The 24,952-nt window shown below is 66.9% G+C and carries 21 protein-coding genes; 8 read left to right on the forward strand and 13 right to left on the reverse strand.

The window, feature by feature from the left end; all coding sequences use genetic code 11:
- Nucleotides 1-51 precede the first annotated feature (51 nt).
- Nucleotides 52-879 (forward strand): CHAD domain-containing protein, encoded by an 828-nt coding sequence (locus AC5Y3Z_RS19905; RefSeq protein ID WP_473139828.1) that lies wholly within the window; start codon nt 52-54, stop codon nt 877-879.
- Between the two features lie 59 nt (nt 880-938).
- Here AC5Y3Z_RS19905 and AC5Y3Z_RS19910 read toward each other — a convergent pair whose 3' ends face one another.
- Nucleotides 939-1,403 carry a hypothetical protein gene (locus tag AC5Y3Z_RS19910; RefSeq protein WP_463828594.1) on the reverse strand — a complete coding sequence of 155 codons (465 nt, stop codon included), beginning with the start codon at nt 1,401-1,403 and terminating at the stop codon, nt 939-941.
- Between the two features lie 107 nt (nt 1,404-1,510).
- Nucleotides 1,511-4,615, reverse strand: coding sequence for a Kelch repeat-containing protein (locus tag AC5Y3Z_RS19915; protein ID WP_473139827.1), 3,105 nt, complete (start codon nt 4,613-4,615; stop codon nt 1,511-1,513).
- Between the two features lie 125 nt (nt 4,616-4,740).
- Here AC5Y3Z_RS19915 and AC5Y3Z_RS19920 point away from each other — a divergent pair, with 125 nt between their 5' ends.
- Entirely contained in the window at nt 4,741-5,589 is an 849-nt protein-coding gene (locus AC5Y3Z_RS19920) for an arylamine N-acetyltransferase family protein (RefSeq protein ID WP_473139826.1), read from the forward strand.
- Here AC5Y3Z_RS19920 and AC5Y3Z_RS19925 read toward each other — a convergent pair.
- Genes AC5Y3Z_RS19925 through fadD3 form a run of 5 tightly spaced genes read right to left on the reverse strand, consistent with a single transcriptional unit; the run spans nt 5,554 to nt 11,279 of the window.
- Nucleotides 5,554-6,720: a pyridoxal phosphate-dependent aminotransferase gene (locus AC5Y3Z_RS19925; protein WP_473139825.1), complete on the reverse strand. Its 1,167-nt coding sequence runs from the start codon at nt 6,718-6,720 to the stop codon at nt 5,554-5,556. The two genes, AC5Y3Z_RS19920 and AC5Y3Z_RS19925, sit on opposite strands and share 36 nt — an antisense overlap.
- Complete coding sequence (gene ipdE2, locus AC5Y3Z_RS19930; protein WP_473139824.1) at nt 6,717-7,667, reverse strand: acyl-CoA dehydrogenase IpdE2; 951 nt, start codon at nt 7,665-7,667, stop codon at nt 6,717-6,719. The genes AC5Y3Z_RS19925 and ipdE2 overlap by 4 nt, the downstream gene beginning before the upstream one ends.
- Nucleotides 7,664-8,605, reverse strand: coding sequence for an acyl-CoA dehydrogenase family protein (locus tag AC5Y3Z_RS19935; protein ID WP_473139823.1), 942 nt, complete (start codon nt 8,603-8,605; stop codon nt 7,664-7,666). Before AC5Y3Z_RS19935 ends, ipdE2 begins: the two co-directional genes overlap by 4 nt.
- An 8-nt stretch (nt 8,606-8,613) precedes the next feature.
- Nucleotides 8,614-9,750, reverse strand: a complete 1,137-nt coding sequence (locus AC5Y3Z_RS19940; protein WP_463828600.1) for an acyl-CoA dehydrogenase family protein — start codon at nt 9,748-9,750, stop codon at nt 8,614-8,616.
- Entirely contained in the window at nt 9,750-11,279 is a 1,530-nt protein-coding gene (gene fadD3 / locus AC5Y3Z_RS19945; protein ID WP_473139822.1) for a 3-((3aS,4S,7aS)-7a-methyl-1,5-dioxo-octahydro-1H-inden-4-yl)propanoate--CoA ligase FadD3, read from the reverse strand. Before fadD3 ends, AC5Y3Z_RS19940 begins: the two co-directional genes overlap by 1 nt.
- Before the next feature lie 103 nt (nt 11,280-11,382).
- Between fadD3 and ipdE1 the strand changes: the two genes are divergently transcribed.
- Together ipdE1 and ipdF are read left to right on the forward strand one after the other, a co-directional pair.
- Entirely contained in the window at nt 11,383-12,531 is a 1,149-nt protein-coding gene (gene ipdE1, locus AC5Y3Z_RS19950) for an acyl-CoA dehydrogenase IpdE1 (RefSeq protein ID WP_473139821.1), read from the forward strand.
- Nucleotides 12,528-13,316: a (5R,7aS)-5-hydroxy-7a-methyl-1-oxo-2,3,5,6,7,7a-hexahydro-1H-indene-carboxyl-CoA reductase gene (gene ipdF / locus AC5Y3Z_RS19955; protein ID WP_463828603.1), complete on the forward strand. Its 789-nt coding sequence runs from the start codon at nt 12,528-12,530 to the stop codon at nt 13,314-13,316. Before ipdE1 ends, ipdF begins: the two co-directional genes overlap by 4 nt.
- Before the next feature lie 25 nt (nt 13,317-13,341).
- On the opposite strand, the gene AC5Y3Z_RS19960 is transcribed toward ipdF, so the two are convergent.
- Nucleotides 13,342-14,955 carry a PPE family protein gene (locus tag AC5Y3Z_RS19960; RefSeq protein WP_499919319.1) on the reverse strand — a complete coding sequence of 538 codons (1,614 nt, stop codon included), beginning with the start codon at nt 14,953-14,955 and terminating at the stop codon, nt 13,342-13,344.
- Nucleotides 14,956-15,296: 341 nt separating this feature from the next.
- Here AC5Y3Z_RS19960 and AC5Y3Z_RS19965 point away from each other — a divergent pair, with 341 nt between their 5' ends.
- The 4 genes from AC5Y3Z_RS19965 (at nt 15,297) to AC5Y3Z_RS19980 (ending at nt 19,297) form a co-directional block, all read left to right on the forward strand.
- The gene (locus AC5Y3Z_RS19965; RefSeq protein ID WP_473139820.1) at nt 15,297-16,433 is read left to right on the forward strand and encodes a hypothetical protein; all 1,137 of its coding nucleotides are present in this window, start codon (nt 15,297-15,299) and stop codon (nt 16,431-16,433) included.
- A gap of 56 nt (nt 16,434-16,489) precedes the next feature.
- Nucleotides 16,490-17,092 carry a TetR family transcriptional regulator KstR2 gene (kstR2, locus tag AC5Y3Z_RS19970; RefSeq protein ID WP_463828605.1) on the forward strand — a complete coding sequence of 201 codons (603 nt, stop codon included), beginning with the start codon at nt 16,490-16,492 and terminating at the stop codon, nt 17,090-17,092.
- A 1-nt stretch (nt 17,093) separates the two neighbouring features.
- A complete protein-coding gene (gene fadA6, locus AC5Y3Z_RS19975; protein WP_473139819.1) occupies nt 17,094-18,254 on the forward strand; it encodes a steroid 3-ketoacyl-CoA thiolase FadA6 in 1,161 nt (386 codons plus the stop codon).
- A 182-nt stretch (nt 18,255-18,436) separates the two neighbouring features.
- The gene (locus AC5Y3Z_RS19980; protein WP_473139818.1) at nt 18,437-19,297 is read left to right on the forward strand and encodes a type IV toxin-antitoxin system AbiEi family antitoxin; all 861 of its coding nucleotides are present in this window, start codon (nt 18,437-18,439) and stop codon (nt 19,295-19,297) included.
- Nucleotides 19,298-19,427: 130 nt separating this feature from the next.
- Here the strand turns inward: AC5Y3Z_RS19980 and AC5Y3Z_RS19985 are convergent, their stop codons facing one another.
- From AC5Y3Z_RS19985 to echA20, 5 genes are read right to left on the reverse strand one after another with little or no spacing between them, the layout of a single operon-like run.
- Nucleotides 19,428-21,434 (reverse strand): fatty acid desaturase, encoded by a 2,007-nt coding sequence (locus tag AC5Y3Z_RS19985; protein ID WP_473139817.1) that lies wholly within the window; start codon nt 21,432-21,434, stop codon nt 19,428-19,430.
- Between the two features lie 34 nt (nt 21,435-21,468).
- A complete protein-coding gene (ipdC, locus tag AC5Y3Z_RS19990) occupies nt 21,469-22,536 on the reverse strand; it encodes a (3aS,4S,5R,7aS)-5-hydroxy-7a-methyl-1-oxo-octahydro-1H-indene-4-carboxyl-CoA dehydrogenase (protein ID WP_463828608.1) in 1,068 nt (355 codons plus the stop codon).
- Nucleotides 22,533-23,279 (reverse strand): cholesterol ring-cleaving hydrolase subunit IpdB, encoded by a 747-nt coding sequence (ipdB, locus tag AC5Y3Z_RS19995; RefSeq protein WP_473139816.1) that lies wholly within the window; start codon nt 23,277-23,279, stop codon nt 22,533-22,535. Before ipdB ends, ipdC begins: the two co-directional genes overlap by 4 nt.
- A complete protein-coding gene (ipdA, locus tag AC5Y3Z_RS20000; RefSeq protein ID WP_473139815.1) occupies nt 23,276-24,157 on the reverse strand; it encodes a cholesterol ring-cleaving hydrolase subunit IpdA in 882 nt (293 codons plus the stop codon). Before ipdA ends, ipdB begins: the two co-directional genes overlap by 4 nt.
- Nucleotides 24,150-24,911: a (7aS)-7a-methyl-1,5-dioxo-2,3,5,6,7,7a-hexahydro-1H-indene-carboxyl-CoA hydrolase gene (echA20, locus tag AC5Y3Z_RS20005; RefSeq protein ID WP_473139814.1), complete on the reverse strand. Its 762-nt coding sequence runs from the start codon at nt 24,909-24,911 to the stop codon at nt 24,150-24,152. The genes ipdA and echA20 overlap by 8 nt, the downstream gene beginning before the upstream one ends.
- Nucleotides 24,912-24,952: the final 41 nt, after the last annotated feature.

Below are 24,952 nucleotides of genomic sequence, written 5' to 3' on the forward strand. Positions count from 1 at the left end.
GTCGGTCCGGCCGCAGGTTTGACCGGTGCGCGACTGGAAATGCGGTGGGGTATGCCCGGAAAACATGCCACCAACGCCCTTGTCGGATATCTGAGCACCCAGATCGACGCGGTGCTGGCCGGTGACACCGGTCTGCGCAGCGGGGCAGATCCCATCCACGACACCCGGGTGGCGATCCGGCGGCTGCGCAGCACGTTGCGCGTCTTCAGCAAGGTGCTGGACGGTTCCGCGATCGGCGAGCTGGACGGGGAACTGAAGTGGTTCGCGGGCCTGCTCGGCGAGGTCCGCGACTGCCAGGTTCAGCTCGGCCGGTTTGCCGCGGCAATCGACGAGCTTCCCGCAGAGCTGGTGCTGGGTCCGGTCAAGTCACGGATCCGCAATGACCTCAAGGCCGTCGAGCTACCCGCCCGCACCCGGGTGCGCGAGGCGATGGAATCCGACCGGTATGCGGCCCTGCTGTCGGCGTTGCTCGATATGCGGGCCAAACCACCTCTAGCACAAGATATTTCATCAAAGACGCTGCAGCAGCGGGCGCGCCGGGCACAGCGTAAAGCGAACCGCCGGCTGGCATCTGCGGTGCGACAGGGGTCGGGGGAGTCGTTGCACCGAGCGCGCAAGGCCGCCAAGCGGGCCCGGTACGCCGCTGAACTGTGCCGGCCGTTGGACAAGTCGGCGAAGCGCACCGTCAAGCGCTACAAGCGCATTCAGTCGATACTGGGCGATCATCAGGACGCGGAGGTGGCCACCGGGGTGCTGCGTCGAATGGCGGTCTCGGCAGGGACCACCGCCGGCGAGAACGGCTTCACCTACGGGTTGTTGTACGCGCGCGAGCGGCAGGTCGCCGCCGAGTCCCGGCGGGCGGTCAAGCCGCATGGGTAACGCTGCTGCGAAAGGAGTTTGGAGGGAGTTTTCGCAGCAGCGTTACTTGACCGGGGAGTTCAGTTGCGGGCCCCACGGAAATGCTCGTCGTCCTGGTAATTTCCGGATTCGCCGGCCCACGCCTCTGCACCGGTCGCCGCGGTGCGATCGGTGCGGGCTGCGTCCGGCTGCTCTACGCCGCCGGTCGGGTGCAGCTGCTCGGCGCGCTGCCACTGCTCGTCGAGTTTCTCGCGCGAGGTGGCCGCTTCGCTCTGGTGGGCGGCGGCGCGGTCCTGCAGTCGGGCCGCCTCGGCGGCTTTCGCCTCCGCCTCGGCCTGCGCCGCGCGCGCCTTGGCCGCAGTCTCTTCGGCGAGCGCCTCGCGCCGCTCCACCCGCGAAGTCTCCACCCGGGCCTGCTCGCGGATCTCCTCGGCCTGCTGCACGCGGCGGCGGCGTCTGGCCCTGGCCGCGAGGGCGGCGATCAGCGCGATCAAAGCGATGATTACCAGTGCGGCGATCACAATCCGGACGGTGTTGTCACTCATGATCAGCTCCGTTGCTCGATCGATCTGCGGTGGTGTGGGCGAACGTCTGTAACGAGTCCCCATATTCCACAGAGCTAAAACAAGCGAACGCCGCACCCGGAATGGTGCTAATTGAAGTCGAGGGCCTCGACGGTCGCGGTGCCGCCTTCGTGGGAGGGGCGATTCGCCCCACCGATGACGTAGATGGTGTGGCCCACCGCGGCCACCGCCTCACCGTGCCGCGGGGTCGGCATCGGGGTCAGCGTCGACCATTTCGCCTCGGCCACGTCATAGGCCTCGACGACGGCCAGCACCTGGGTCGGTTCTTCGCCGCCCACGGCGACCACCCGCCCGTCGATGAACGTGGCGCCGTAGCTTCCGCGCGGTGTCGGCATCTCGACCAGCTTGGCCCAGCTCCCGGCTGCCGGGTCGAACCGCTCCAACGCCGCGGAATTCTTGTCGGCAGACAGGAACCGCCCACCGACGGCGTAGACGTAGGTGCCGTCCGACACCGCGGCCAGGTGCTCGCGCGGGGTCAGCATGTTGGCGGAGTCTTTCCACGACGTACCGTCGAAGACCTCGGTCTGGGGCACCAACTGCTTGGCGCTCTGCCCGCCCATCACGACGAGCTTGTCGCCGACCACCGCGGCCGCCGGTGCCGCCCGCGAATGGGTCAGGCTGGGTAACTCGACCCAGTTGTTGCCGCGCAACGCGAAGACCTTATTGGATGCGTCCGCGATGTTGTCGCTCGCGCCGCCCAGCACGATCACCTCACCCCGATACGTGGCCGCAGCCGCATGGTGCAGCGGTATCGGCAACGGAGGTCCGGTTTCCCAGACGCCGGTGCTCGGTTGGTAACTCTCGACGGTGGTCAGCACGCCGCCGTTGTACAGGCCGCCCATCAGCCAGATCTTGTCGTTGAGCACCGTCCACGCCATCATCAGCCGGGGGCTCTTGGCCGGGGGCAGGGTGCGCCATTGGGCCGCGGGTTGCGTCTTGCGAGCCGGCAAGGTCAGCGACTCCGCCGTGGACACCACCTGCTGATCTGTGGCGTCGGTCGACCCGCCGATCGCGTACACCGTCTTGGCCACCGCCGCGACCGCCATGCCGTGCCGGGCCGACGCCATGTCGGGCAGGTTGTCCCAAGACTTGGCGGTCAGGTCGAACACGGACACGCTCTTGAGCACCTGACCACCGGACAAACCGCCGGCGGCCACCAGACGTCCATCGGCGATGGCCACCCCCAGGTCACTCCGCGGCTGCGGCAGCGACGGCAGCGTGGTCCAGGTCTTGGCATCCGGGTCGTAGGCCTCGACGGCGGCCGAATCGGTGCCTGCACTGGCTCCGCCGACCACGTACATCAGCTTGCCGTCCGAGGCGGCGGCGGGCAGCTGCCGCGGCGTCGGAAGGGGGGTGCCCAGGATCCAGGAGTTGCCGTCGAAAATCTCGGTGGTGCTCACCAGTGCGCCGTTGGCGTCCACACCGCCGGCGACGATGATGCGGTCGCCGATCACTACCGCGGCCGCGGCCGCCCTGGGCTGCAACATCCGCGGCAGCTCCACCCAGTGGCTGTTGACTACACGCCAAACCTGGTCGCTGGCAACGGGTTTCGCGCCCGTCGTCTTCCAGCCGCCAAGTATCACCGGATTGCCCTGCCAGGTCACTGCCGAGGCACGCTGAATCGGGACGGGAAGGTCGTCGCCACCCTTCCATTCGTCGACGGCCGGGTCGTAACCCTCGTGCCGGGCGGTGACCGTGCCGTTGCTGCCGACGCCGCCGAAGATCCATATCGTGCCGTCGGACTGCGTGGTCGCTGCGGCATCGCGCGCGATGCGCGCATTGGTGATCGATTTCCACTGCACCGGCGCCTGGGTCGGCGGGTGGGACGACGCGTTCTCGTGTTTCTCGGCCTGGGGAAGCGCGATCAGGACGATGCCGGCGACCAACAGCAACGCCGCGGCAACCGCGGCCGCTATCAGCAGGCGGCGCTTGTTGGAACCCGGCGGCCCGAATCGTCCCGCCGTGCCGGCCGGTTCAGGGCGGTGTGGTGGCGGCGTGCCGCCGGTGCCGGCCGGCGGTTGGGCAGGTGCGGCGTTCGCGGTCCGCAGCACCTGCGCGGCCTCGGAAAACTCGTCCCGGCCAGGGTCGCCCTGGGATGTGGGGGGCTGACCGATGAACGACGTCGGCCCGTCCTGGCGTGGGATCTGCCGGGTCGGCGAATGCATGTTCGACGTGTCCGGGCTGGGCGGCGGAGTCTGCCGGGTATCGCCGGTCGCGCCCGGCGGGGTCACCGACACGCCCGGGGTCAGTATTGCGGTGCGCCCGGTACCGTCCGGCGCGCTGGTGATGGCCATCGCGTCGGGCTTCAGGCCGTTGGCGCGCTGCGCGGCTTGCAACTCGCGTCCGAACGCCTCCGCCGACGACGGGCGTTTCGCGGGCTCGATCGACATTGCGTGCTCTATCGCCGCGCACACCGAGTCGGGGATTCCTTCGGGGCGCAGATCCGGGACGCCGCTGGAACTGATGCGCAGATACTGGGCGATGAGGTCTTCGCCCTTCCTGCGCTCGTGTGCGGCATTGCCTGCGATCAGCGCGAAGATGGTGGCGCCGAGCGAATAGACATCGGAGACGACGGTCGCCTGGTTGCCGGTCATCACCTCTGGCGCGGTGTAGTCGATGGTGCCGGAGAAGAATCCCGTTGCGGTCTCGTAGCCACCCTCGATACGGGCGATGCCGAAATCGCTCAGTTGCGGTTCGCCGTAATCGTTGATCAGCACGTTCGCCGGCTTGATGTCGCGGTGCAACGTGCCGTTGCGGTGGGCGGTTTCCAGTGCCCCGCAGAGCTTTACACCGATCCGCAGCGCCTCGGGCCACGGAGTCGCACCCTCGTTGTGCAAACGTACCGCCAGGGAATCCGCGGCGTGATAGGGCATTACGATGTAGGGCCGGTTGCTGGTGGTGACCCCTACCCGCAGGATGTGGACGATATTCGGGTGGCCGGACAATCCGCCCATCGCGTAGCCCTCGCGCAGGAAGCGTTCCTGACTCTCCTGGTCGAAGGAAGACGGCAGCACTTTGACCGCAACGCTTCTTCCCAACGCCGTCTCCGAACAGCGGTAGATGACACCGGCGCCGCCGCGTCCGACCTGCTGCGCGTCTTCGAAGCCGGCCGCTGCCAACTCCGCAACGATCCCGCTGGCTGCCGCGCCCTCGGTAGGGGAGTCTTCAGGCATATCTCGGCGTTTCCCCTTCGCGGCGTTGGATGATGCGCGAGGTCAACAGTAGCGAACCAGTTCCTTGCGTAGGTACCGTTCCGGCAACTATCGCCCGGGAGGGTCGTGGGGGCCACAATGGCGGCATGGCACTGGATCTGACCGCGTACTTCGAGCGCATCGACTACCGCGGCGCTGCTGAGCCGACCCTGGAGGTCCTCGAACGGTTGATCGCCTCCCACACCCGGGCAATCCCGTTCGAGAACCTGGATCCGTTCCTGGGTGTGCCCGTGGACGACCTGAGCCCCGCGGCACTGGCTGACAAGCTCGTCCACCGGCGTCGCGGCGGTTACTGCTACGAGCACAACGGCTTGCTGGGATATGTGTTGGCCGACCTGGGTTTCAAGGTGCGCCGCCTGACCGGACGGGTGATTTGGATGAGGGCTCCGGACGCCCCGATCCCGGCGCAGTCCCACACCGTCCTGGCGGTGACCTTCCCCGGCTGCGCCGGCCCCTACCTCGTCGATGTCGGCTTCGGTGGCCAGACGCCCACCTCGCCGCTGCGGTTGCTGACCGGCGGTGCGCAGCAGACCAGGCACGAGCCGTACCGTCTGCAGGACGGCGGCGACGGACTCGTCCTGGCGGCCCGGCTGCGCGACGAGTGGCAGCCGTTGTACGAGTTCGCCACGAAGACCCGGCCGCCGATCGATCTGACGGTCGGAAGCTGGTATGTCTCGACGCATCCGTCGTCGCACTTCGTCACCGACTTGATGGCGGCCCGAGTCACCGAGGAGGGGCGGATGAACCTGGGCGGGCGCACGCTGGTCATCCACCGGCCCGGCGGCACCGAGAAGATCGACCTCGACGACGCGGCAGCGGTGGTGGACACCCTCGCCGCCGATTTCGGGATCAACCTCGGCGACCTGGACCGGGCCGCTCTCGAGGCCCGCATCGACGCGCTACTGGCGCGGGAGCCACGAACCGAGCCGGCGTAACGCCTCTTCGACGTCGCCGGTCGGTCCGGCGAACGACAGCCGGACGAAGGAGCTGCCCCGTGCCGGGTCGAAGTCGATACCCGGTGCGATCGCAACACCGGTGTCGCTCAACAATTTCGAACAGAACCGCAGCGAGTCGGCAGTGAAGTCGGAGACGTCGGCGTAGACGTAGAACGCACCGTCGGTCGGGGCCAGCCGGTCGAGGCCGATGCCGCGCAGTCCGTCGAGCAGCAGCGCGCGGTTCACCGCATAGTGCTGCAGATTCGTCTCGGCCTCAGCGGTCGATTCCGGGGTGAACGCCGACACCGCGGCGGTCTGCGACAACACCGGCGGGCAGATGCTGAAGTTGCCGGTCAGACAGTCGACTGCGCGGCGCAGTTCGGCCGGCACCAGCAGCCAGCCCAACCGCCAGCCCGTCATCGCGTAGTACTTGGAGAAACTGTTGACCACCACGGCATTTCGCGAGGTCTGCCAGGCCGAACTGGTCTGCGGCGCCCCGTCGTACACCAACCCGTGGTAGACCTCGTCACTGATCAACCGCACGCCGGTGTCGTCACACCAGGATGCGATCGCCGCGAGTTCCTCCGGCGGGATCACGGTGCCGGTCGGGTTGGCCGGACTGGCGACGATGACGCCCTGCACCGGCGGGTCCAGCGCGGCCAGCATCTGGGCAGTGGGCTGGAACCGGGTCTCGGGTCCGCACGGGATCTCGACCACTTCACATCCCAACGCCGACAGGATGTTTCGGTAGCAAGGGTACCCGGGACCGGCCATCGCGACCCGGTCGCCCACGTCGAAGCAGGCCAGAAACGCCAGCAGGAAGCCACCCGAGGATCCCGTGGTGACGATCACCGCATCCGGCTCAACCGAAATACCGTGACGCACTTGATAATCTGCCGCTATCGCGGCCCGCAGCTCGGGAATGCCCAGCGCAACGGTGTAACCCAACTGGTTGCGATGCAAGGCCGCGGCGGCCGCGGCGCGCACCGGTTCCGGGGCACCCACGCTGGGTTGGCCGGCCGACAGATTCACCAGGTCGCCGTGCGTGCGCTGGCGCTCGGCGGCCGCCAGCCAGACATCCATCACGTAGAACGGTGGGATGCCTGCGCGCAGCGCGACGTGCCGGGTCACGATGCCGGCAGAACTTCGGATTCCAAGCCGCGCAGAATGTCTCGCGTAGTGCTCAGCAACTGCGCACTGCCGTGGGCGCGTTTGAAGTACAGATGCATATCGTGTTCCCAGGTGATCGCGATCCCACCGTGCAGCTGAATAGCCTCGGCCGCCACCATGTTCAGCGCCTCGGTCGCGGCCAGTCTGGCCGTGGCGGCATTGACGGGTGTGGGCTGGTCGCATGCCTCGTTGACGACGGCCTTCGCGGCGGCGACGGTGACGTACAGGTCCGCCATCCGGTGCTTGAGCGCCTGGAAGCTGCCGATCGGGCGGCCGAATTGCACGCGGCTCTTGGCATATTCGACGGTCAGGTCCAGACACCGCTCGGCAGCACCGATCTGCTCGGCCGCCAGCAGAATGGCCGCGAAGTCCGCCAGACCCGGATCGGCACCCAGGTCGGCGGTGTCCGTGGGGGTCAGGCGCGCCAGTCGGCGAGTCAGATCCATGGTCGTCACCGGTTCCGCGCTGAACTCGGTCCACCTGCTCACCCGGCCGTCGGCGGCGGCCACGACGACGTCGGCGACGTCACCGTTGACCACGTAGTCCGGGTCGAGCACCAGCGCCCCGATCGAGCTGCCGTCGGCCAGCGCCGCCAGCGTCTCGGCATCGGGTTCTGCCGCGGCCAGCAGCGCGAGCTCGGCCAGGGTGGTACCCCACAGCGGGGACGGCACCAGCGCGCGGCCCAGCTCCTGCAGCACCGTGGCGGCATCCGCCAGTTCGCCGCCCGCGCCGCCGAGTTCGTCCGGGACGACCAGCGCGGCTGCGCCGACCTGCTCGCACAACAACTGCCACAGCGACTCGTCGTAACCTCGTTCGGACTCGATCGCCGCCCGCACGGCGGCCGGGCCGGCGTGCTTGCCCACCAGTGCGGCGACGGTGTCGCGCAACATCTCGCGTTCTTCGGTCATAACGCCTCCAGCACTCGTCGCCGGTGCGATCGCGGTGTACCCCAGGCCGATCGCAACGCCTGCACCCGCAACAACAACAGCGATAGGTCGTGCTCCTGAGTGAAACCGATGGCACCGTGGGTCTGCAACGCCGAGCGTGCGGCCAGCAGACCAGCCTCGGCCGCTGCCGCTTTGGCCGCGCTGACGTCGCGGGGCTGCATCGACAGCGCCGCGCCGTACACCAGCGGCCGGGCCAGTTCGACCGCGATGTGCACGTCGGCAAGCTTGTGCTTGATCGCCTGATACGAGCCGATCACACGGCCGAACTGGGACCGCTGTTTGGCGTAGTCCACGCTGCCGGCCAGCAACGCCTCAGCCGCACCGACCAGCTGCGCCGCGGTGGCCAGCGCGCCGAACTCGAAGGCCCGGTCGACATCCGCCGGCCAGGCGTCCCCGGTGGCCGTGACGTCGAACAAGCGACGGCTGGGGTCCACGGACTCGTGGCGTCCGCCGGGGGTCGCTTCGCTGACGTCTTGGTCCACCATCAGCACCAGCTCGGCGACGTCGGCGTCGACCGCCCGCGGCACCTGTGGCGGCAGCGCGACGGTGGCGATCAACTCGCCGGCGGCCAGCCGGGCGGAGCGCTCGGCTTGAGCATCGCAGGCAAGCAATACCGGTGCGACGGCGATGGATTCGGTGACCGGGCCGGGCACACACCAGCGTCCGAGGCGCTCACACGCCACCACCAGATCGACCGGCGATGCGTCGATGCCGTCGTACTTCTCCGGCACCATCAGCGCGGTGACGCCGATGTTGGCCAGTTGCTCCCACACCTTCAAGCCGGGTTTGGCATCGCCTGCGGCCCAGGCGCGCACCGCGCCCGGGAGGTCCGCGGCGCCCAGGGCGGCGTCGATGCTCGCGGCGAAGTCACGCTGCTGTTCGTCGAGGATGAATTCCATTGGCGTTTCTACCCCTTCTTTTCTCGAGGCAGGCCGAGCAGGCGTTCGGAGATGATGTTGCGCTGAATCTCGTTGGTGCCGGCGTAGATCGGGCCGCCGAGGGCGAACAACAGGCCTTCGGTCCACGGTCCGGCCAGTTCGCCGTCGGCGGCGCGCAGATCGAGTGCGGTCTGGTGCAGTTGCACGTCCAGGTCGGACCAGAACACCTTGGTGACAGACGACTCCGCGCCCAGTTCGCCTCCCGCGGCCAGCCGGGTGACGGTGCCGAAAGTCTGCAGCCGGTAGGCCTGCGCCTTGATCCAGCCGTCGGCGACCCGGTCGGCGAACTCCGGTGGTGCGCCGCTCTCCTTCCACAGCTGCACCAGCCGTTCGGCGGCGGCCAGGAACCGGGCCGGGCTGCGCAGCGACATGCCCCGTTCGTTGCTCGAGGTGCTCATCGCGACGCGCCAGCCGTCGTTGGGCGTGCCGATCACGTCCTCGTCGGCAACGAAAACGTCGTCGAGGAAGATCTCGCCGAATCCGGTGTCACCACCCAGTTGGACGATCGGGCGTACCGTCACGCCCGCGGCCTTGAGGTCGAACATGAAGTAGGTCAGCCCTTGATGGCGCTGGGATTGCGGATCGGAGCGGAACAATCCGAATCCCATCTCGGCGAACGGCGCGCGGGAGCTCCAGATCTTCTGCCCGTTGAGCAACCAGCCGCCGTCGGTCCGCGTCGCGGTCGACCGCAACGACGCGAGGTCGCTGCCGGACTCGGGCTCGGACCAGGCTTGTGCCCAGATCTGTTCGCCGCTGGCCATTTTCGGCAGAATGCGGTCCAGCTGCGCTGCGGTGCCGTGCGAGAACAGCGTGGGTGCCAGCATCGAGGTGCCGTTGGCGCTGGCCCGGCCGGGTGCTCCGGCCCGGAAGTACTCTTCCTCGTAGACGACCCAGTGCAGCAGTGGGGCGTCGCGGCCGCCGTACTTCTCCGGCCAGGTGATCACCGACAAACCGGCATCGAACAGCACTTTGTCCCAAATGCGATGTTGGGCAAAGCCTTCGGCGTTGTCGTAGGACTTCGTCGGGATCGAGTCGCGGTTGGCGGCCAGGAAATCGCGCACCTCGGCCTGAAACTCCTGGGTCTGTTCGTCCAGTTCTAGATCCATCACGTCATCTCTCGCAGTTGTGGTTTGACCACCTTGCCGCCTGGGTTGCGCGGCAACGCGTCGACGAACCGCACCGAGCGCGGTATTTTGAAATTCGCCAAATGCGCACGGGTGTAGGCGATTACCGACTCCTCATCCAGATCGGCACCGGGCCGCGTCACAACGAAGGCGCGGCCCACCTCACCGAGTCGCCGGTCAGGGATCCCGATGACGGCGGCGTCGGCGATCCCGTCCATGCGGGCCAACACCTGTTCGACTTCGGCCGGATAGACGTTGAACCCGCCACAGATGTACATGTCCTTGAGCCGGTCGGTGATGCGCAGGTTGCCGGCGTCATCAACGGTGCCGATGTCGCCGGTGTGCAGCCAGCCGTCGGCGTCGATCGCGGCCGCGGTCGCCGTCGGATCGTCGAGGTAGCCCAGCATCACGTTGGGACCGCGCAGCAACACTTCACCGCTGTCGTCGATGCGTAGCTCGAAGTCGGCGAACGGGCGCCCACAGGTGGTCGCCACGGTCACCGCGTCGTCCTCAGGCCGGCAGGCGGTGCCCATGCCGTTGGCTTCGGTCAGGCCGTACGCGGTCAGCACGATGTCGATGTCGAGTTCGGACTGCATGCGTTCCACCAGCACCACCGGAACGGTCGCCGCGCCGGTCACCGCGAACCGCAGCGAACTCAGGTCGTAGTCGGCGCGGGCCGGGTGGTCGAGCAGCACCTGATAGATGGTCGGCGGCCCGGGCAACACGGTGATGCGGTGCCGCTCGATGGCCTGCAGCGTGCGCAGCGGATCGAAGGTCAGGTGCGGGATCAGCGTCGCGCCGGTCTGCAGACAGGCCAGGATGCCCGCCTTGTAGCCGAAGTTGTGGAAGAACGGGTTGATGCACAGATAGCGGTCCGCGCTGGTGATCTTGCCGTTGGCCGCCCACGCTGCCGATGCCGCCAGCGACTGCCGGTGCGCGCACAGCACACCTTTGCTGCGGCCGGTGGTCCCGGAGGTGAACAGGATGTCGCTGACGTCGTCGGGTGTGACGGCCGAGGCACGCCCGGCTGCCTCGCGGACCGCCGCGGGGTCGTCACCGTGGGCGACGAATTCCGCCCAGGTGCCGTCGGACTCGTCGATCCCGATGCGCACGATGTGACGCAGCGCGGGCAGTGCCGCACGATCGAGATCCGCGGTTCGGTCAGTGCCCAGGAAGCGGCCGGCGGCGAACAACACCGGAGCGTCGGTGCGGGCCAGTATGTCGGTGGCTTCCTCGGCGGTGTAGCGCGTGTTCAGCGGCACCATCGCGGCGCCGACGTGGTGAATGGCCAGGCAGGCCACCACCCAGTGCCAGGTATTGGGCGACCAGATGGCTACCCGGTCCTTCGGTGCCACACCCAGGGTCACCAGTGCCGCGGCCGCCCGGCGCACTTCGTCCCGCAGGGCGGTCGCGGTGAAGCTGCGGTCGTCGGTGATCAGCGCGTCGTGATCGGGGTAGCGGCGGGCAAGGTCGTCCAGCGCCGCCGGTATGGTCCGGGGATCGCTGGTCATCGACGCTCCTGTATCGATTGCCCGCCTGCTCAGCACACGGCCGCATCGCGGGCTGCGTCGCCAGGCTAACAAAGCAAGTGCTTGGTAGGTTAGCCTACAGGTTATGCAGGACGTCGAAGAGTTCCGGGCCGAGGCACGGCAGTGGCTCGCCGACAATCTGGTCGGCGAATTCGCAGCACTCAAGGGACTCGGCGGTCCGGGACGCGAACACGAAGCGTTCGAGGAACGCCGAGCCTGGAACCAGCATCTGGCCGCGGCGGGCCTGACATGTCTGGGCTGGCCGGTCGAACACGGGGGCCGGGGACTGTCGACCGCGCACCGGGTGGCGTTCTACGAGGAGTACGCGCTGGCCAACGCCCCGGACAAGGTCAATCACTTCGGCGAGGAACTGCTGGGTCCGACCCTGATCGCGTTCGGCACTCCCGAGCAGCAGCAACGCTTCCTGCCGCGCATCCTCGACGTCACCGAATTGTGGTGTCAGGGTTACTCCGAGCCGGGCGCCGGCAGCGATCTCGCCAACGTCGCGACCACCGCCGAGCTGGACGGCGACCACTGGGTGATCAACGGCCAGAAGGTCTGGACCTCACTGGCGCACTTGTCGCAGTGGTGTTTCGTGGTGGCCCGCACCGAGAAAGGCTCCAAACGCCACGCCGGGTTGTCGTATCTGCTGGTGCCGTTGGATCAGCCCGGTGTGGAGGTGCGGCCAATCATCCAGATCACCGGCACCGCGGAGTTCAACGAAGTGTTCTTCGACGACGCCCGCACCGAGGCGTCGCTGGTGGTTGGTAAGCCCGGCGACGGGTGGCGGGTCGCGATGGGAACGCTCACTTTCGAGCGTGGCGTTTCCACGCTGGGTCAGCAGATCGTCTATGCCCGAGAGCTTTCGAATGTGGCGGAGCTCGCACAGCGCACCGGTGCGGTGGACGACCCGTTCATCCGGGAACGGCTGACCCGGGCCTGGACCGGGCTGCGGGCCATGCGTTCCTACGCCCTGGCCACCATGGATGTGGAGCAGCCCGGTCAGGACAACGTGTCGAAGTTGTTGTGGGCCAACTGGCATCGCAGCCTGGGTGAGCTGGCGATGGATGTGCTGGGCAAGCCGGGACTGACCCTGGCCGACGGTGATTTCGACGAGTGGCAGCGGTTGTATCTGTTCACCCGCGCCGACACCATTTACGGCGGATCCAACGAGATCCAGCGCAACATCATCGCCGAGCGGGTGCTCGGCCTGCCTCGGGAGGTTAAAGGGTGAGCTTGGCCGAAGCGCCGAAAGAGATTGCCGGACACGGACTGCTGGACGGCAAGGTCGTGGTGGTGACCGCCGCTGCCGGCACCGGCATCGGATCGTCCACCGCGCGCCGGGCACTCGTCGAGGGCGCCGACGTGCTGGTCTCCGATCACCACGAACGGCGCCTGGGTGAGACAGCGGACGAGTTGACGGCGCTGGGGCTGGGCCGGGTCGAGCATGTCGTGTGCGACGTGACGTCCACCGCGCAGGTCGACGCGCTGATCACCACGGCGACAGCGCGATTCGGTCGGCTCGATGTGCTGGTGAACAACGCCGGACTGGGTGGTCAGACGCCGGTGGCCGATATGACCGACGAGGAATGGGACCGCGTCCTGGACGTATCGCTGACGTCGGTGTTCCGCGCCACCCGGGCGGCGTTGCGGTACTTCCGCGACGCGGACCACGGTGGCGTGATCGTCAACAATGCCAGCGTGTTGGGCTGGCGGGCGCAGCACTCGCAGTCGCACTACGCCGCCGCGAAAGCCGGTGTCATGGCGTTAACCCGTTGCAGCGCAATCGAAGCCGCCGAGTACGGAGTGCGGATCAATGCGGTCTCGCCCAGCATTGCGCGGCACAAGTTCCTGGACAGGACGTCGTCTGTGGAACTGCTGGACCGGCTGTCCGCCGGGGAGGCATTCGGGCGCGCTGCGGAGCCGTGGGAGGTGGCCGCCACCATCGCATTCCTGGCCAGCGACTACTCGAGTTACCTGACCGGGGAAGTGATTTCGGTCTCCAGTCAGCACCCCTGAACCGTGGCGCCGCTCTCGGGCGTCGTCAGAACGGGGTGTTCAGCAGTCCGGCGATGCTGAACAGGCCCGCCATTTGCGAACCCATATTCCATAACCCGGTGGTGAAGCCGCTGACGAGGTCCGAGTTCGGTTCGGGTACCGCGGCATTGAAGAAGCCGGAGACGCGGCCGTTCTCACCCAGCATGGGGTCTGCTCCGCCCGCCGAGTTGAAGAAGCCCGACATGCTGCCGTTCACCAATCCGCCGGAGGCCCTGTTGTTGAAGCCACTGACGTTCAGACCCGTATTACCGAATCCCGAGGTGGCTGCGCCACTATCGGTGATAACCCCGACGCCGGTGTTGGCGTTGCCGGCATTGAAGAATCCGGTGTTGGTGTTGCCCGAGTTTCCGTCGAAGGTGTTGTAGTCGCCGGAATTGTCCATCCCCGTGTTGAGTACGCCCGCGTTCGCGAAACCGGTGTTCAATCCGCCGGAGTTACCGAAGCCCGTATTCAATACGCCTGAGTTGCCGATGCCGAAGTTTCCGCTCGCCGAGTTTCCGAAACCGATGTTGCCGAAGCCGGAATTGCCGATGCCCAGGTTGCTCAGACTGCCCGGGGCGTAAGGGTTGCTGCCCGTGTTGAACAGGCCGACGTTGCCGCTGCCGGAATTGAAGAAGCCGATGTTGTTGGATCCTGAGTTGCCGAAGCCGATGTTGCCGCTGCCGGAGTTCAGGCCGTGGAAGGTGAACTGTCCGGTGGACAGGTTGTAGTACGCATTGCCGATGCCGATCAGTCTGTTGCCGTCGAGGCCGAAACCGATGTTGTACTCGCCGTTGTTACCGGCGCCGATGTTGGCGGTGCCGTTGTTGCCGAAACCGAAATTGAAGTTGCCCCAGTTACCGGCGCCGGCGTTGCCGCCTTTGTCAAAACCGACACTGAGATTCCCGAGTCCGAAATTGCCCGCGCCGGTGTTCCCGAAGCCGACGTTGCGGTCGCTGTAGTTTCCGCCGCCGATGTTCGCGTTGCCGTTGTTGCCCCCGCCGACGTTCGAGTTGCCTCGATTGCCGTTGCCGAAGTTGCCGGCACCGGTGTTGCCGCTGCCGACGTTGCCGCTGCCTCGATTGCCGACGCCCAGGTTGAAATCCTGCGCACTGGCCACAAGCCGGCCGATACCGGGCAGTTCCGACAGCGTCTGCTGCCAGGACGACAGCTGTGCGACCGCCGCGGACGCAGCGCCGTGGTAGCCGAGCATCGCGGTGACGTCGGCGGCCCAGAACTCCTGGTAGATTCCCTCGACTGCCGCGATGGCCGGAGCGTTGAGCCCGAAGATGTTGGAGCGGAACAGGTTCAGCATGGTGTTGCGATTTGCTGCGATCAGCTGGGGATCGACGGTGGCCGCCTTGGCCGCTTCGAAAGCACTTGCCACCGCGGTAGCTTGGGCGGCCGCGACGGTCGCCTGTGCCGATGCCGAGTTCAGGAGCGTCGTGTACTGAGCCGCCTTGGCGGCCATGGCGATAGCTGCCGGACCGTGCCATACCTGTCCGGCCAGGTTGGCGGTCACCGAGCCGAAAGATTCCGCGGCGGAGCCCAGTTCGTCGGCCAGTCCGCACCATGCGGTGGCCGCTTCCAGCATCGGCGCCGCTCCCGCTCCGGCGAACATCCGCAGTGAATTGATCTCCGGCGGCAACGTCAGGTACAACACGATTCCGGCCCTTCCTGTGTCGGAGCAACTGTGGACTGACTGAGCAAAATTCGACCCGGGAGAACATACGACGCGACGAACGGATTGTGTGGTGTTTCGCGGAATTGGCGCCGCCCGGTCGACAATGCGCGACCGAACGTCGCCTCGCACCGTGACGGCCGGCCACCGGCGGCCGGATCGAGCGCGGAATAACCGCAACGAGACGACTTAGGATCAGCCGAGGCCTGGCATCGGTTACGGGCCGTTCAACGGGGGGGATGCACATAGCTGATGAGCAACGCTGGGAAAGAAGGTTTGTGGTGACTACGGGTCCATGGGGCCAGGCCCCAAATCCCGCTGACGGTGCGACCCAGGCCGGTTGGCAGCTGCCGCAGCCCGGGTCCGCGCCGCCGGTGCCGCCCCCTCCGGCGTGGCCGGGGCAGCCGCAGTCGGGCTACCAGCAGTGGCCGTCGGGTCCCCAGCATTTCGGCCAGTTCGGACCACCGGGCCCGCGCAACCGAAAGCCGCTCATCATCGCCCTGAGTGTCGCCGCCGCCGTCGTCGTCGTGGTTGTCGTGTTCGTCGTGATCGCGGTGGTGTCGTCCGGAAGTGACGGCAGATCGGGCAGCGCCGGGGACGCGGTGAAGGGATATCTCGAGGCACTGGCGCGGGGCGACGCGGAGACGGCCCTGAGCTACGGCAGCGATCAGCCGGGGTCGAAGGAATTCCTCACCGACGAAATCCTCAAGAAGCAGATCGCGCATTGGCCCATCACCGACATCAAGATCCTCGGCGACTCCGGCGCGCTGAGTTTCGGCCAGGTTCACGTGAGCGCGAAGTTCGGCGAGAACATCTCCGATGTGACGTTGTCGACCAAGAGGTCCGGCAAGGAATGGAAGATCGATCAAGCGGCGATCAAGATCGACACGGTCAGTTCCGTCGACAACAAGGCGTTCGAGACCTTGACGTTCTTCGGAACCGCGGTCGGCAAGTCGCCGGCGTATGTGTTCCCAGGCTGGGTGAATGCGGGCAGCACCAACGCGAATGTGGCAGTCAAGCTGAAGAAGCCGTACCTGCTCGACAGTCTGTCCACCGGCAGTTTCGGCAGCTTGGATTTCGAGCTGAGCGATTCCGGGCAGTCGGCGATCATGTCAGCCATATCGGCGCAATTGACTCAGTGCACGCGGTCCGCGCAATTGGCGCCGCCCGGCTGCCCACAGCGGGCACGCGATTACGACCTGGTCGACGGCACCGTGGTCTGGGGTAAGCCGGACGTGAGTGGTCTGAGCGTAGCGTTCTTCGACCAATATCATTTGGACGCACGGGTTTCCGGGGACGTCATCTTTCCGCTGACCGCCCAGACCAAGGCCGGCGGGACCAAGTCAGGTCAGGTGCGCTCCTACGTGAGCGCGAAAGCTGACGTGTCGCAGAGCCCACCCGTGGTGACGATGCGCTGACCCCCTCGCGGGGAGGCCCGTTGGCCGAGCAAGCGCTTGGTTGATACGCTGACCCGGTGGAGCGCGTGGCCGGCCAGGCTAACAGCCGCCGCGACGAGTTGTTGGAACTCGCTGCGGTGATGTTCGCCGAGCGCGGGTTGCGTGCCACCACGGTGCGCGACATCGCCGACGGCGCGGGCATCCTGTCCGGCAGCCTGTATCACCACTTCGCCTCGAAAGAGGAAATGGTCGACGAACTGCTGCGCGGCTTCCTGGACTGGCTCTTTCTGCGTTACCGGGAAATCGTCGACAGCGAACCCAACCCGCTGGAGCGGCTCAAGGGCCTGTTCATGGCATCCTTCGAGGCGATCGAGCACCGCCACGCCCAGGTGGTCATCTACCAGGACGAAGCGCAACGGCTGTCGTCGCAGCCGCGGTTCTCCTACCTCGAGGACCGCAACAAACAGCAGCGCAAGATGTGGGTCGACGTGCTGCACCAGGGCATCGAGGAGGGTTACTTCCGGCCCGATCTCGACGTCGACCTGGTCTACCGCTTCATCCGCGACACGACCTGGGTGTCGGTGCGCTGGTACCAACCGGGCGGACCGCTCACCGCCCAGCAAGTCGGTCGGAAATACCTCGCCATTGTGCTGGGCGGGATCGCAAAAGAAGGAGTCTGAAATGGCGGAGGCCTATGTCATCGACGCTGTGCGTACCGCGGTTGGCAAGCGCGGGGGCGCATTGGCCGGGGTGCATCCCGTCGACCTGGGCGCGCTGGGCTGGCGCGGACTGTTCGACCGCAACGACGTCGACCCGGGCGCCGTCGACGACGTGATCGCCGGGTGCGTCGACGCCGTCGGCGGTCAGGCCGGCAATATCGCCCGGTTGTCGTGGTTGGCCGCGGGATATCCCGAAGAGGTGCCCGGCGTCACCGTCGACCGGCAGTGCGGCTCAAGTCAACAAGCTATTTCCTTTGGGGCACAAGCGATCCTGTCGGGTACCGCCGATCTGATCGTGGCCGGCGGCATGCAGAACATGAGTCAGATCCCGATCTCCTCGGCGATGACCGTCGGCGAGCAGTTCGGGTTCACCTCGCCGACCAACGAGTCCAAGCAGTGGCTGCACCGCTACGGCGACCAGGAGATCTCCCAATTCCGCGGCTCCGAACTGATCGCCGAGAAGTGGAACCTCTCGCGCGAGGAGATGGAGCAGTATTCGCTGGCCAGTCACGAGCGTGCCTTCGCGGCCATCCGCGGGGGTAACTTCGACAACGAAATCGTCACCGTGGAAACCGAATCCGGGTCGTTCCGGGTCGACGAAGGACCACGTGAGTCGTCGCTGGAGAAGATGGCGGGGCTGAAGACATTGGTCGAGGGCGGCCGGCTGACGGCGGCGATGGCCAGTCAGATATCCGACGGCGCTTCGGCGGTGCTGCTGGCTTCCGAGCAGGCCGTCAAGGAGCACGGCCTGACCCCGCGTGCGCGCATCCACCACATCAGTACCCGCGGCGCCGACCCGGTGTTCATGCTCACCGGTCCCATCCCAGCCACCCGTTATGCGTTGGAGAAGACCGGGCTTTCCATTGACGACATCGACACGGTCGAGATCAACGAGGCGTTCGCGCCGGTGGTCATGGCGTGGCTCAAGGAGATCAAGGCGGACCCGGAGAAGGTCAACCCGTCCGGCGGCGCGATCGCGCTCGGGCATCCGCTGGGTGCCACCGGAGCCAAGCTGTTCACCACCATGCTGAATACGTTGGAGCGCACCGGCGGTCGGTACGGCCTGCAGACCATGTGCGAGGGCGGCGGCACCGCGAACGTCACCATCATCGAACGGCTGTAGTTTCGCGCGCCCGACCCGGTGGCCCTCCCGCGCGCCCTCCCGCGCCCGCCCGCGTGCCCGCCCTCCCGCGCGAGTGTGCGTCTGGCGACCCTCCACCTGGGTTTTGCGTCGCGATTCGCACTGTCGGCAGGGTTGGGGATGAGTGACTGGCCGCGACCGCAGGGCGGGCGCACGATCCGTCGATGGACTGGCCGTTTCGGGCCGCGGAAGCACTCGCCGCAGGCGCTATCCCGGAGCGCACCATGCGGGCGCTGTATGAACCGGTGTACCCAGGCGTCTACGCCCCCTCCGGTATCAGGCTCAGTGCGCGCCAGCGCGCGCGGGCGGCGTGGCTCTGGTCGCGTCGGCGCGGTGTACTGGCCGGCACGTCCGCATCGGCGCTGCACGGTGCGAAGTGGGTCGGCCCCGAGCTCGACGCAGAATTGGTGCACGACAACCGAAGACCGCCAAAGCGCATCATCGTCCACTCCGACGTCCTGGCGCCCCACGAAACGCTGCTGATTGGAGCGATGGCCGTGACCACCCCGGCACGCACCGCCTTCGACATCGGCCGACGAACACCGAACAGACTTCGGGCCATCGAGCGGATCGATGCTTTGGCGAATGCGACTGATCTGAAGATCACCGACATCGAGGCAGTTATCGCCGAGCATTCCGGCGCACGGGGACTGGCCAGACTTCGGCGGGTGTTGCCGCTCGTCGACAGTGGCGCCGAGTCGCCACCGGAAACGCGGACGCGGTTAGCGATGATCGATGCCGGGTTGCCGGCACCTCAGACGCAGATCGTGGTGCGGGACGAGTTCGGCGACTTCGTGGCCCGGATCGATATGGGCTACAAGGAGTTTCTTGTCGGAGTCGAATACGACGGGTCGCAACACTGGACCGACCCCGCGGTACGCGCGGCGGACGCCGACAAGCAGGTCGCGTTGGCAGATCTGGGGTGGACGATCATTCGGGTCCACAACGACCTACTGCGTTACCGAGAGGGCACGTTCATCTCGCGGGTGTTCGCCGCGATGCATGCCGCTGGTTGGCGGACCTGAATGCCGACTGTGAAATCGCCGACGCAAACCCCAGGTGAAGCGTCGCCGGATGCACAGTCGCGCGGGGAGCGGGGAGGGCCGAGCGGGGAGCGGGGAGGGCGGGGAGCGCCGGGAGGGCGGGGAGCGCCGGTCAGGCGTCGAAGTCGACGGCGACGAACGGCGTGGTCGGGCGGGATTGACAGGTGAGCACATATCCTGCATCGAGTTCGGCGCGGCCCAGCGCAAAGTTGTGATCCATCTCCACGTCGCCCTCGACCAGCTTGGCCCGGCACGTCCCACAAGCGCCGCCCATGCAGGCGTACGGCGCGTCGTCACGCACCTGCAACGCACCTTCGAGCACCGAGTCGCCCGGGGTCAGGTCGCAGGTGTACTGCGTGCCGGACAATGTGAACGTCACCGTCGCAGTCTCGTAGCGGCCGCCGGCGACAGTGGACGTCTCGAAGCCGTGGAAGAGCTCGAGGTGGATCCGTTCGGTGTCCACGCCATGCTCGACCAGCAGCTCGTGCACTGTCGTCGTCATTTCCTTTGGGCCGCAGATGAACCACTCGTCCACGCTGTCGGGGGGCAACGAACTCGTCAGCCAGTTGCCGAGCTTGGCACGATCGATACGGCCACGGAGCTCGGGAGTGTGCATCGACTCGCCGGACAGCACATGCAGGATCTCCAGACGATCGGCATAGCGCGATTCCAACCGGTCGAGCTCGGCCCGGAACATCGTCGACTCCTTGGTGCGGTTGCCGTAGATCAAGGTGAACCGGCTTTCGGTCTCGATCTCCAACGTGGTTGCCAGAATCGACAACACCGGGGTGATGCCGCTGCCGGCCACCAGTCCCACGTAGTGCTTCCGGTGCAGCGGATGCAGCGGGGCGCCGAACCGCCCGGACGGCGTCATCAGCTCCAGCACATCGCCGGCCTGCAACTGCTCGGCGACATATGTCGAAAAAACTCCGCCGGCAATGTGTTTCACCGCGATGCGTAACTGGGCCCGGGTGGCGGGCGCACAGATCGAGTAGTTGCGACGCGCACCCTCCCGGACAACCGTCACATGCTGGCCCGGTTCGAACCGGAACGCATCCTGCAACGGCTCGGGCACCGCGAAGGTCACCAGCGTGCTGTCGGCGGTGATCGGGTCGACCGACGCCACCGGAATCCGGTGCAGCATCGCGTGCGGCGAGTTGGACCTGGTCGGCATCCGCACTGGCAGCACCGCGGCCAGCCTGCCGTTGAGCTCCTTCCACTCCCGGAACTCGTCGGGATTGAGCTGCTGCCCGAAGACCGTGTTGATCGCGGGGTTGCGCTCCAGGTACACTTCCTCGTTGCGCTTCCAGGTGCGGATGTAGCGGTAGAACGGCACCGACGGGTGCAGGTGATGCACCAGGTGGTAGTTCTGCGACAGCAGCAACGGTGTGAAAAGCCATTCTGCGCCAACGCGATTGCGGGTGGCCCGGTATCGATTGGTGCGCTGGGTGTCCGCCAGCCCGTGATGCGGCAACCAGTCGAACCACCAGGCCAGGACGGTCAGGCCGATCCGTTGGGGGATGAGGAACACCACCGCCAGCGTCCAGAAGTTTCCGGTGGCGATGGCCGCGACCACCCCGGCGATGCTCAGCGCCAACATCAGCAGCGTCTCGGCCACCTCACCGACCGGCCGGCTGCGGACGCGCGGCAGGTAGTAGCGGATGTAGAAGTACTCCACCAGCGACCACCGCAACGGCAGCTGCCACCACTTCCCGTGTGAGGCAAAGGTATCCGGGTCCTGGTCGTCGTCGTTGGAGTGCCGGTGATGCTGAATGTGGATGTAGCCGAACGACGGGAAGGCCACCACCGGACCGACGAACGTCCAGGCCAGCCGACCCATCAGGGCGTTGACCCAGCGGGCCGAACTGATCGAGTAGTGCGACGCGTCGTGCACCACGGTGAACATCACGAACGTCACCGCGGCGTTGACCGGAACCGTCACCCACCACGGCGACCATCCGTTGACATAGCCGAGCGTCGCTGTGACGAAGCCGGTCAAAGATGCGAGGAAGATGCCGATCGTCGGCAGCGCGAGCTTGGGTACCGCTTCACCCGGATCGGGCAGCGCGTGGTGCGCAGCGGACTCTGGAGCCGCTTGGTCCATCTCGACGGTCGCCATAAATGCGAAAGCGTAACCCACTTGACACGGGCGGCTACTGCACGAAGTTGGCGGCCTTGTGTAAATGCTCGATCGCCTGCGCCACGATGGACTCGATCAACTCCGCGCAGGACGGCAGGTCGTCCAGAATTCCGGCTACCTGGCCCGACGCCAGCACACCCGCTTCGGTGTTGCCCTCGACCAAACCGGCCTTCAGCAGCATCGGCGTGTTGGCCGCCATCACCACCTGCGACCAGCTCAGTTCCTTGCCGTGCCGCATGGCCAGACCATCCTGGATCATCGAGCGCCACGACATCTGTGACATCTTCTTGAACTTGGCCGCGTTGCCCACGGCTGCGGTGAAACCCCTTGCCCGAGAGCCGCCTTCGAGTTTCTCCACCAAACCGGTGCGCAGCACCCGGTGCGGCATGCCGTCGACACGGGTGGTGACCACGGTGCCGTCCAGCGCGGCGTCCAGGTATCGCTGCTTGACGGCGTCGGGCACGGTGGAATCGGAGGTGAGCAGGAACCGGGTGCCCATGGCCACCCCGGCCGCGCCGTAGGAAAGTGCGGCGGCGAGTCCCCGTCCGTCGAAGAAACCACCCGCGGCGATCACCGGAATCCCGCTGCCCTCGACGGCGTCGAGCACTGAGGGCAGCAACAGCGTGGTTGCGACGGGACCGGTGTGTCCGCCGCCCTCGCCGCCCTGCACGATCATCGCGTCCGCACCCCAGCCGGCCACCTTGCGGGCATGTTTGGCGGCGCCGATCGACGGAATGACAACGGCACCGGCCTCTTTGAGCCGCGCAATCAGTTCCGGCTTGGGCGCCAGCGCAAACGACGCCACCTTGACGCCCTCACGGATCATCAACTCGACGCGGTCGCCGGCGTCGGCGGCGTCGGCCCGGATGTTGACGCCGAACGGCTTGTCGGTGGCGGCCTTGACTTTGCCGATCGCTGTTGCCAGTTCGTCCAGCGTCATAGTGGCCGACGCCAGGATCCCGAGGCCGCCGGCGTTGGCCGTCGCCGACACCAACCGGGCACCGGCCACCCAGCCCATCCCGGTCTGTACCACCGGATGCTCGATGCCGACCAGCTCGGTCAGCGGGGTACGCAGCTTCACTGGCGGATCTCTCTGTCGCGCAGCGCTTTCGGATCGATAACGTCCCGAATGAGGCGCAGTTCGTCCTGCGTCGGCTCCCTGGATTCGCCAGCCTCGTCGAGGCCGTGCACCTCGAACGAGGTCGCCTCGCGAACCTCGTCGGGCCCGACGCCGGGGTGCAGGCTCAACGCCCGCATGGTCCGGTCCGGACCGCCGAAGTCGAAGACGCCGAGATTGGAGACCACCCGGTAGACGTTGACGAACCGGAACGCCGGGTTGTCCGCGTCCACCTTGTCGTAGCCGATGCCGGACACCACGTCGACGGTTTCGGTGAAGACGCGCTTGGAGTGGTTGCCGACCCAGTAACTGGTCGCGTGGTTGATGGTGTTGCCCGGCGAGCCGCGCACCCCGAACATCTGCCGGGTCGGCTGTTGCAGGGGCCCGAACGCCGAAATGTTCTGATTGCCGTAGCGGTCAACCTGATTGGCGCCCATGACGACGTGCCGCCGGCCCCAGGCCAGCGTCTCGAACACCCGGCCGAACGGCATCCAGCCCTCGATGGCTCCGGTCTTGCCCAGCGCTGGGGTGTCGGCCAGCAGTTGGGCCTCCCCGTCGGTCAGCAGGATGTCCGGCGAGAAGGTGAGTCGCGCCAACCGTGCACCCACCGACGCCATATTCGTCATCGGGCTGATCATGATTTCGCCGGCGTCTCTGAACAATTCAGCGCAGGCGATCGCGCAGACTTCGACTCTGGTCGCGCTCATTTCGAAGCCTCCTCACCGAACTTGCGCACCGCCGCCTGGTAGTCGTCCTCGCTGCCGGACAGATAGGTCGCCTTGAACTGCTGCCAGCCCTCGTCGGTCGAGGCGGCCTCGGCATAGTGTCGCTGGAATTTCTCGTCCCGTCCGTAATCCGGTGCGGCGGTGGTGAAGTGCGCGCCGCCGGGAGCCTCCACCACACCGTCGACCATCATCCGGTTGATCAACAGCGCTTGCGGGGGAACCGATTTGACCAGCTCCTCGGTGGGCACCACGCGTTCTACGGACAGGAACCGCCGGTCGGCGGCCATCAGGAACAGGTCGTCGAAGTAGGGGTCGATGCCGGTGTAGGCCGCGTTGCCTTGGGCGTCACCGAGGTTGAGGTGGGCAAAGGCCGCGTCCAGGCGCAGAGCCGGCATCGCGATCAACTTCTCGTAACCGCCGTCGGTCGGGTACGGCGAGGTGACGGTCTGCAGTTCGCCCGCCCAGAAGTCCGGCACCGAGCTGCCCAGCCCCGCGCGGATCGGCAGGAACGGCAAGCGCTGTGCCGCCGCCTGCAGCCCGCAGCGCAGCATGCCTTCGTCCATCTCCCGGGCCTCGATGGCGCCGGTCGTGCGCGCCTTGGCGAACCAGGGATCGTAGAAGGGCGGCGAGTCCAGTGAGACGAACCCGTAGTAGACCCGCTTCACCTTGCCGGCCGAGCACAGCAGACCCAGATCTGGCCCGCCGTAGGTGACGACGGTGAGGTCGGTGACGTCGGTGCGCAGCAGGGCGCGGACGAACGCCATCGGCTTGCGTCGGGAACCCCAGCCGGCGATGCCGATGGTCATGCCGCTCTCGATCTGGGCGACGGCGTCGTCCAGGGTGGTCCGCTTGTCACTCATCCTTCTTGCCCTTCGCCGTGCCGGCGAACGCGTCGCGGTGCTCGTCGGCCACGCCGGCGAGGTTGAGCTCGAAGGTGAACCCCTGCTCCATGCGATAACTCGCGTTGACCCGTTGCACGTCGATGAGATTCAGCGCCTCTTTGGCGGCGCGGATCACCCGGGTGTCCTTGGCGGCGATGTCGCGGGCCACCTTCAGCGCGGCCTCGTCCAACTCGCCCCGCGGCACCACCTCGTGCACCGAACCGAAGTGGTGCAGGGTGGCTGCGTCGACAGTGGCGGCGGTGAAGAACAGCCGCCGCATCATGTGTTGGGGCACCAGCCGGGACAGGTGGGTGGCCGCGCCGAGTGCACCGCGCTCCACTTCCGGGAGTCCGAACACCGCGTCGTCGGAGGCGACGATGACATCGGAGTTGCCGACCAGGCCGATGCCGCCCCCGACGCAGAAACCGTTGACCGCCGCGATCACCGGCACCGCGCACTCGTAGACCGCGCGGAACGCGTGGAAGCAGCCGCGGTTGGCGTCGATCAGCGCGGTGAAGCCTTCGGTGCGCTGCATTTCCTTGATGTCCACGCCGGCATTGAAGCCGCGGCCTTCGGCCCGCAGGATCACCGCGTGGGTTTCCGGGTCCCGGCCCGCGGCGGTGATGGCGTCGCCGAGTTCGAACCATCCTTGGGACGGAATGGCGTTGACCGGCGGGTAGTCGACGGTGACCGCGACTATTCCGGGTTCGAGGGTGGTGGAGGTGATCGTCATGGCACTTCCTGCTGGGTCCGCTGGGGTCAACTACCTAAGCA

This window comes from Mycobacterium sp. NGS61 (assembly GCF_059812325.1).

Bases quoted from the DNA above. Each gene is read 5' to 3' on its own strand.
- AC5Y3Z_RS19910 (WP_463828594.1), bottom strand. From the start codon at position 1,403: ATGAGTGACAACACCGTCCGGATTGTGATCGCCGCACTGGTAATCATC.
- ipdA (WP_473139815.1), bottom strand. From the start codon at position 24,157: ATGAGTGACAAGCGGACCACCCTGGACGACGCCGTCGCCCAGATCGAG.
- echA20 (WP_473139814.1), bottom strand. From the start codon at position 24,911: ATGACGATCACCTCCACCACCCTCGAACCCGGAATAGTCGCGGTCACC.
- AC5Y3Z_RS19980 (WP_473139818.1), top strand. From the start codon at position 18,437: ATGGACTGGCCGTTTCGGGCCGCGGAAGCACTCGCCGCAGGCGCTATC.
- AC5Y3Z_RS19935 (WP_473139823.1), bottom strand. From the start codon at position 8,605: ATGGAATTCATCCTCGACGAACAGCAGCGTGACTTCGCCGCGAGCATC.
- ipdB (WP_473139816.1), bottom strand. From the start codon at position 23,279: ATGAGCGCGACCAGAGTCGAAGTCTGCGCGATCGCCTGCGCTGAATTG.
- AC5Y3Z_RS19985 (WP_473139817.1), bottom strand. From the start codon at position 21,434: ATGGCGACCGTCGAGATGGACCAAGCGGCTCCAGAGTCCGCTGCGCAC.
- AC5Y3Z_RS19940 (WP_463828600.1), bottom strand. From the start codon at position 9,750: ATGGATCTAGAACTGGACGAACAGACCCAGGAGTTTCAGGCCGAGGTG.
- fadA6 (WP_473139819.1), top strand. From the start codon at position 17,094: ATGGCGGAGGCCTATGTCATCGACGCTGTGCGTACCGCGGTTGGCAAG.
- AC5Y3Z_RS19905 (WP_473139828.1), top strand. From the start codon at position 52: ATGCCCGGAAAACATGCCACCAACGCCCTTGTCGGATATCTGAGCACC.
- ipdE1 (WP_473139821.1), top strand. From the start codon at position 11,383: ATGCAGGACGTCGAAGAGTTCCGGGCCGAGGCACGGCAGTGGCTCGCC.
- AC5Y3Z_RS19960 (WP_499919319.1), bottom strand. From the start codon at position 14,955: ATGTTCGCCGGAGCGGGAGCGGCGCCGATGCTGGAAGCGGCCACCGCA.
- fadD3 (WP_473139822.1), bottom strand. From the start codon at position 11,279: ATGACCAGCGATCCCCGGACCATACCGGCGGCGCTGGACGACCTTGCC.
- ipdE2 (WP_473139824.1), bottom strand. From the start codon at position 7,667: ATGACCGAAGAACGCGAGATGTTGCGCGACACCGTCGCCGCACTGGTG.
- AC5Y3Z_RS19915 (WP_473139827.1), bottom strand. From the start codon at position 4,615: ATGCCTGAAGACTCCCCTACCGAGGGCGCGGCAGCCAGCGGGATCGTT.
- AC5Y3Z_RS19920 (WP_473139826.1), top strand. From the start codon at position 4,741: ATGGCACTGGATCTGACCGCGTACTTCGAGCGCATCGACTACCGCGGC.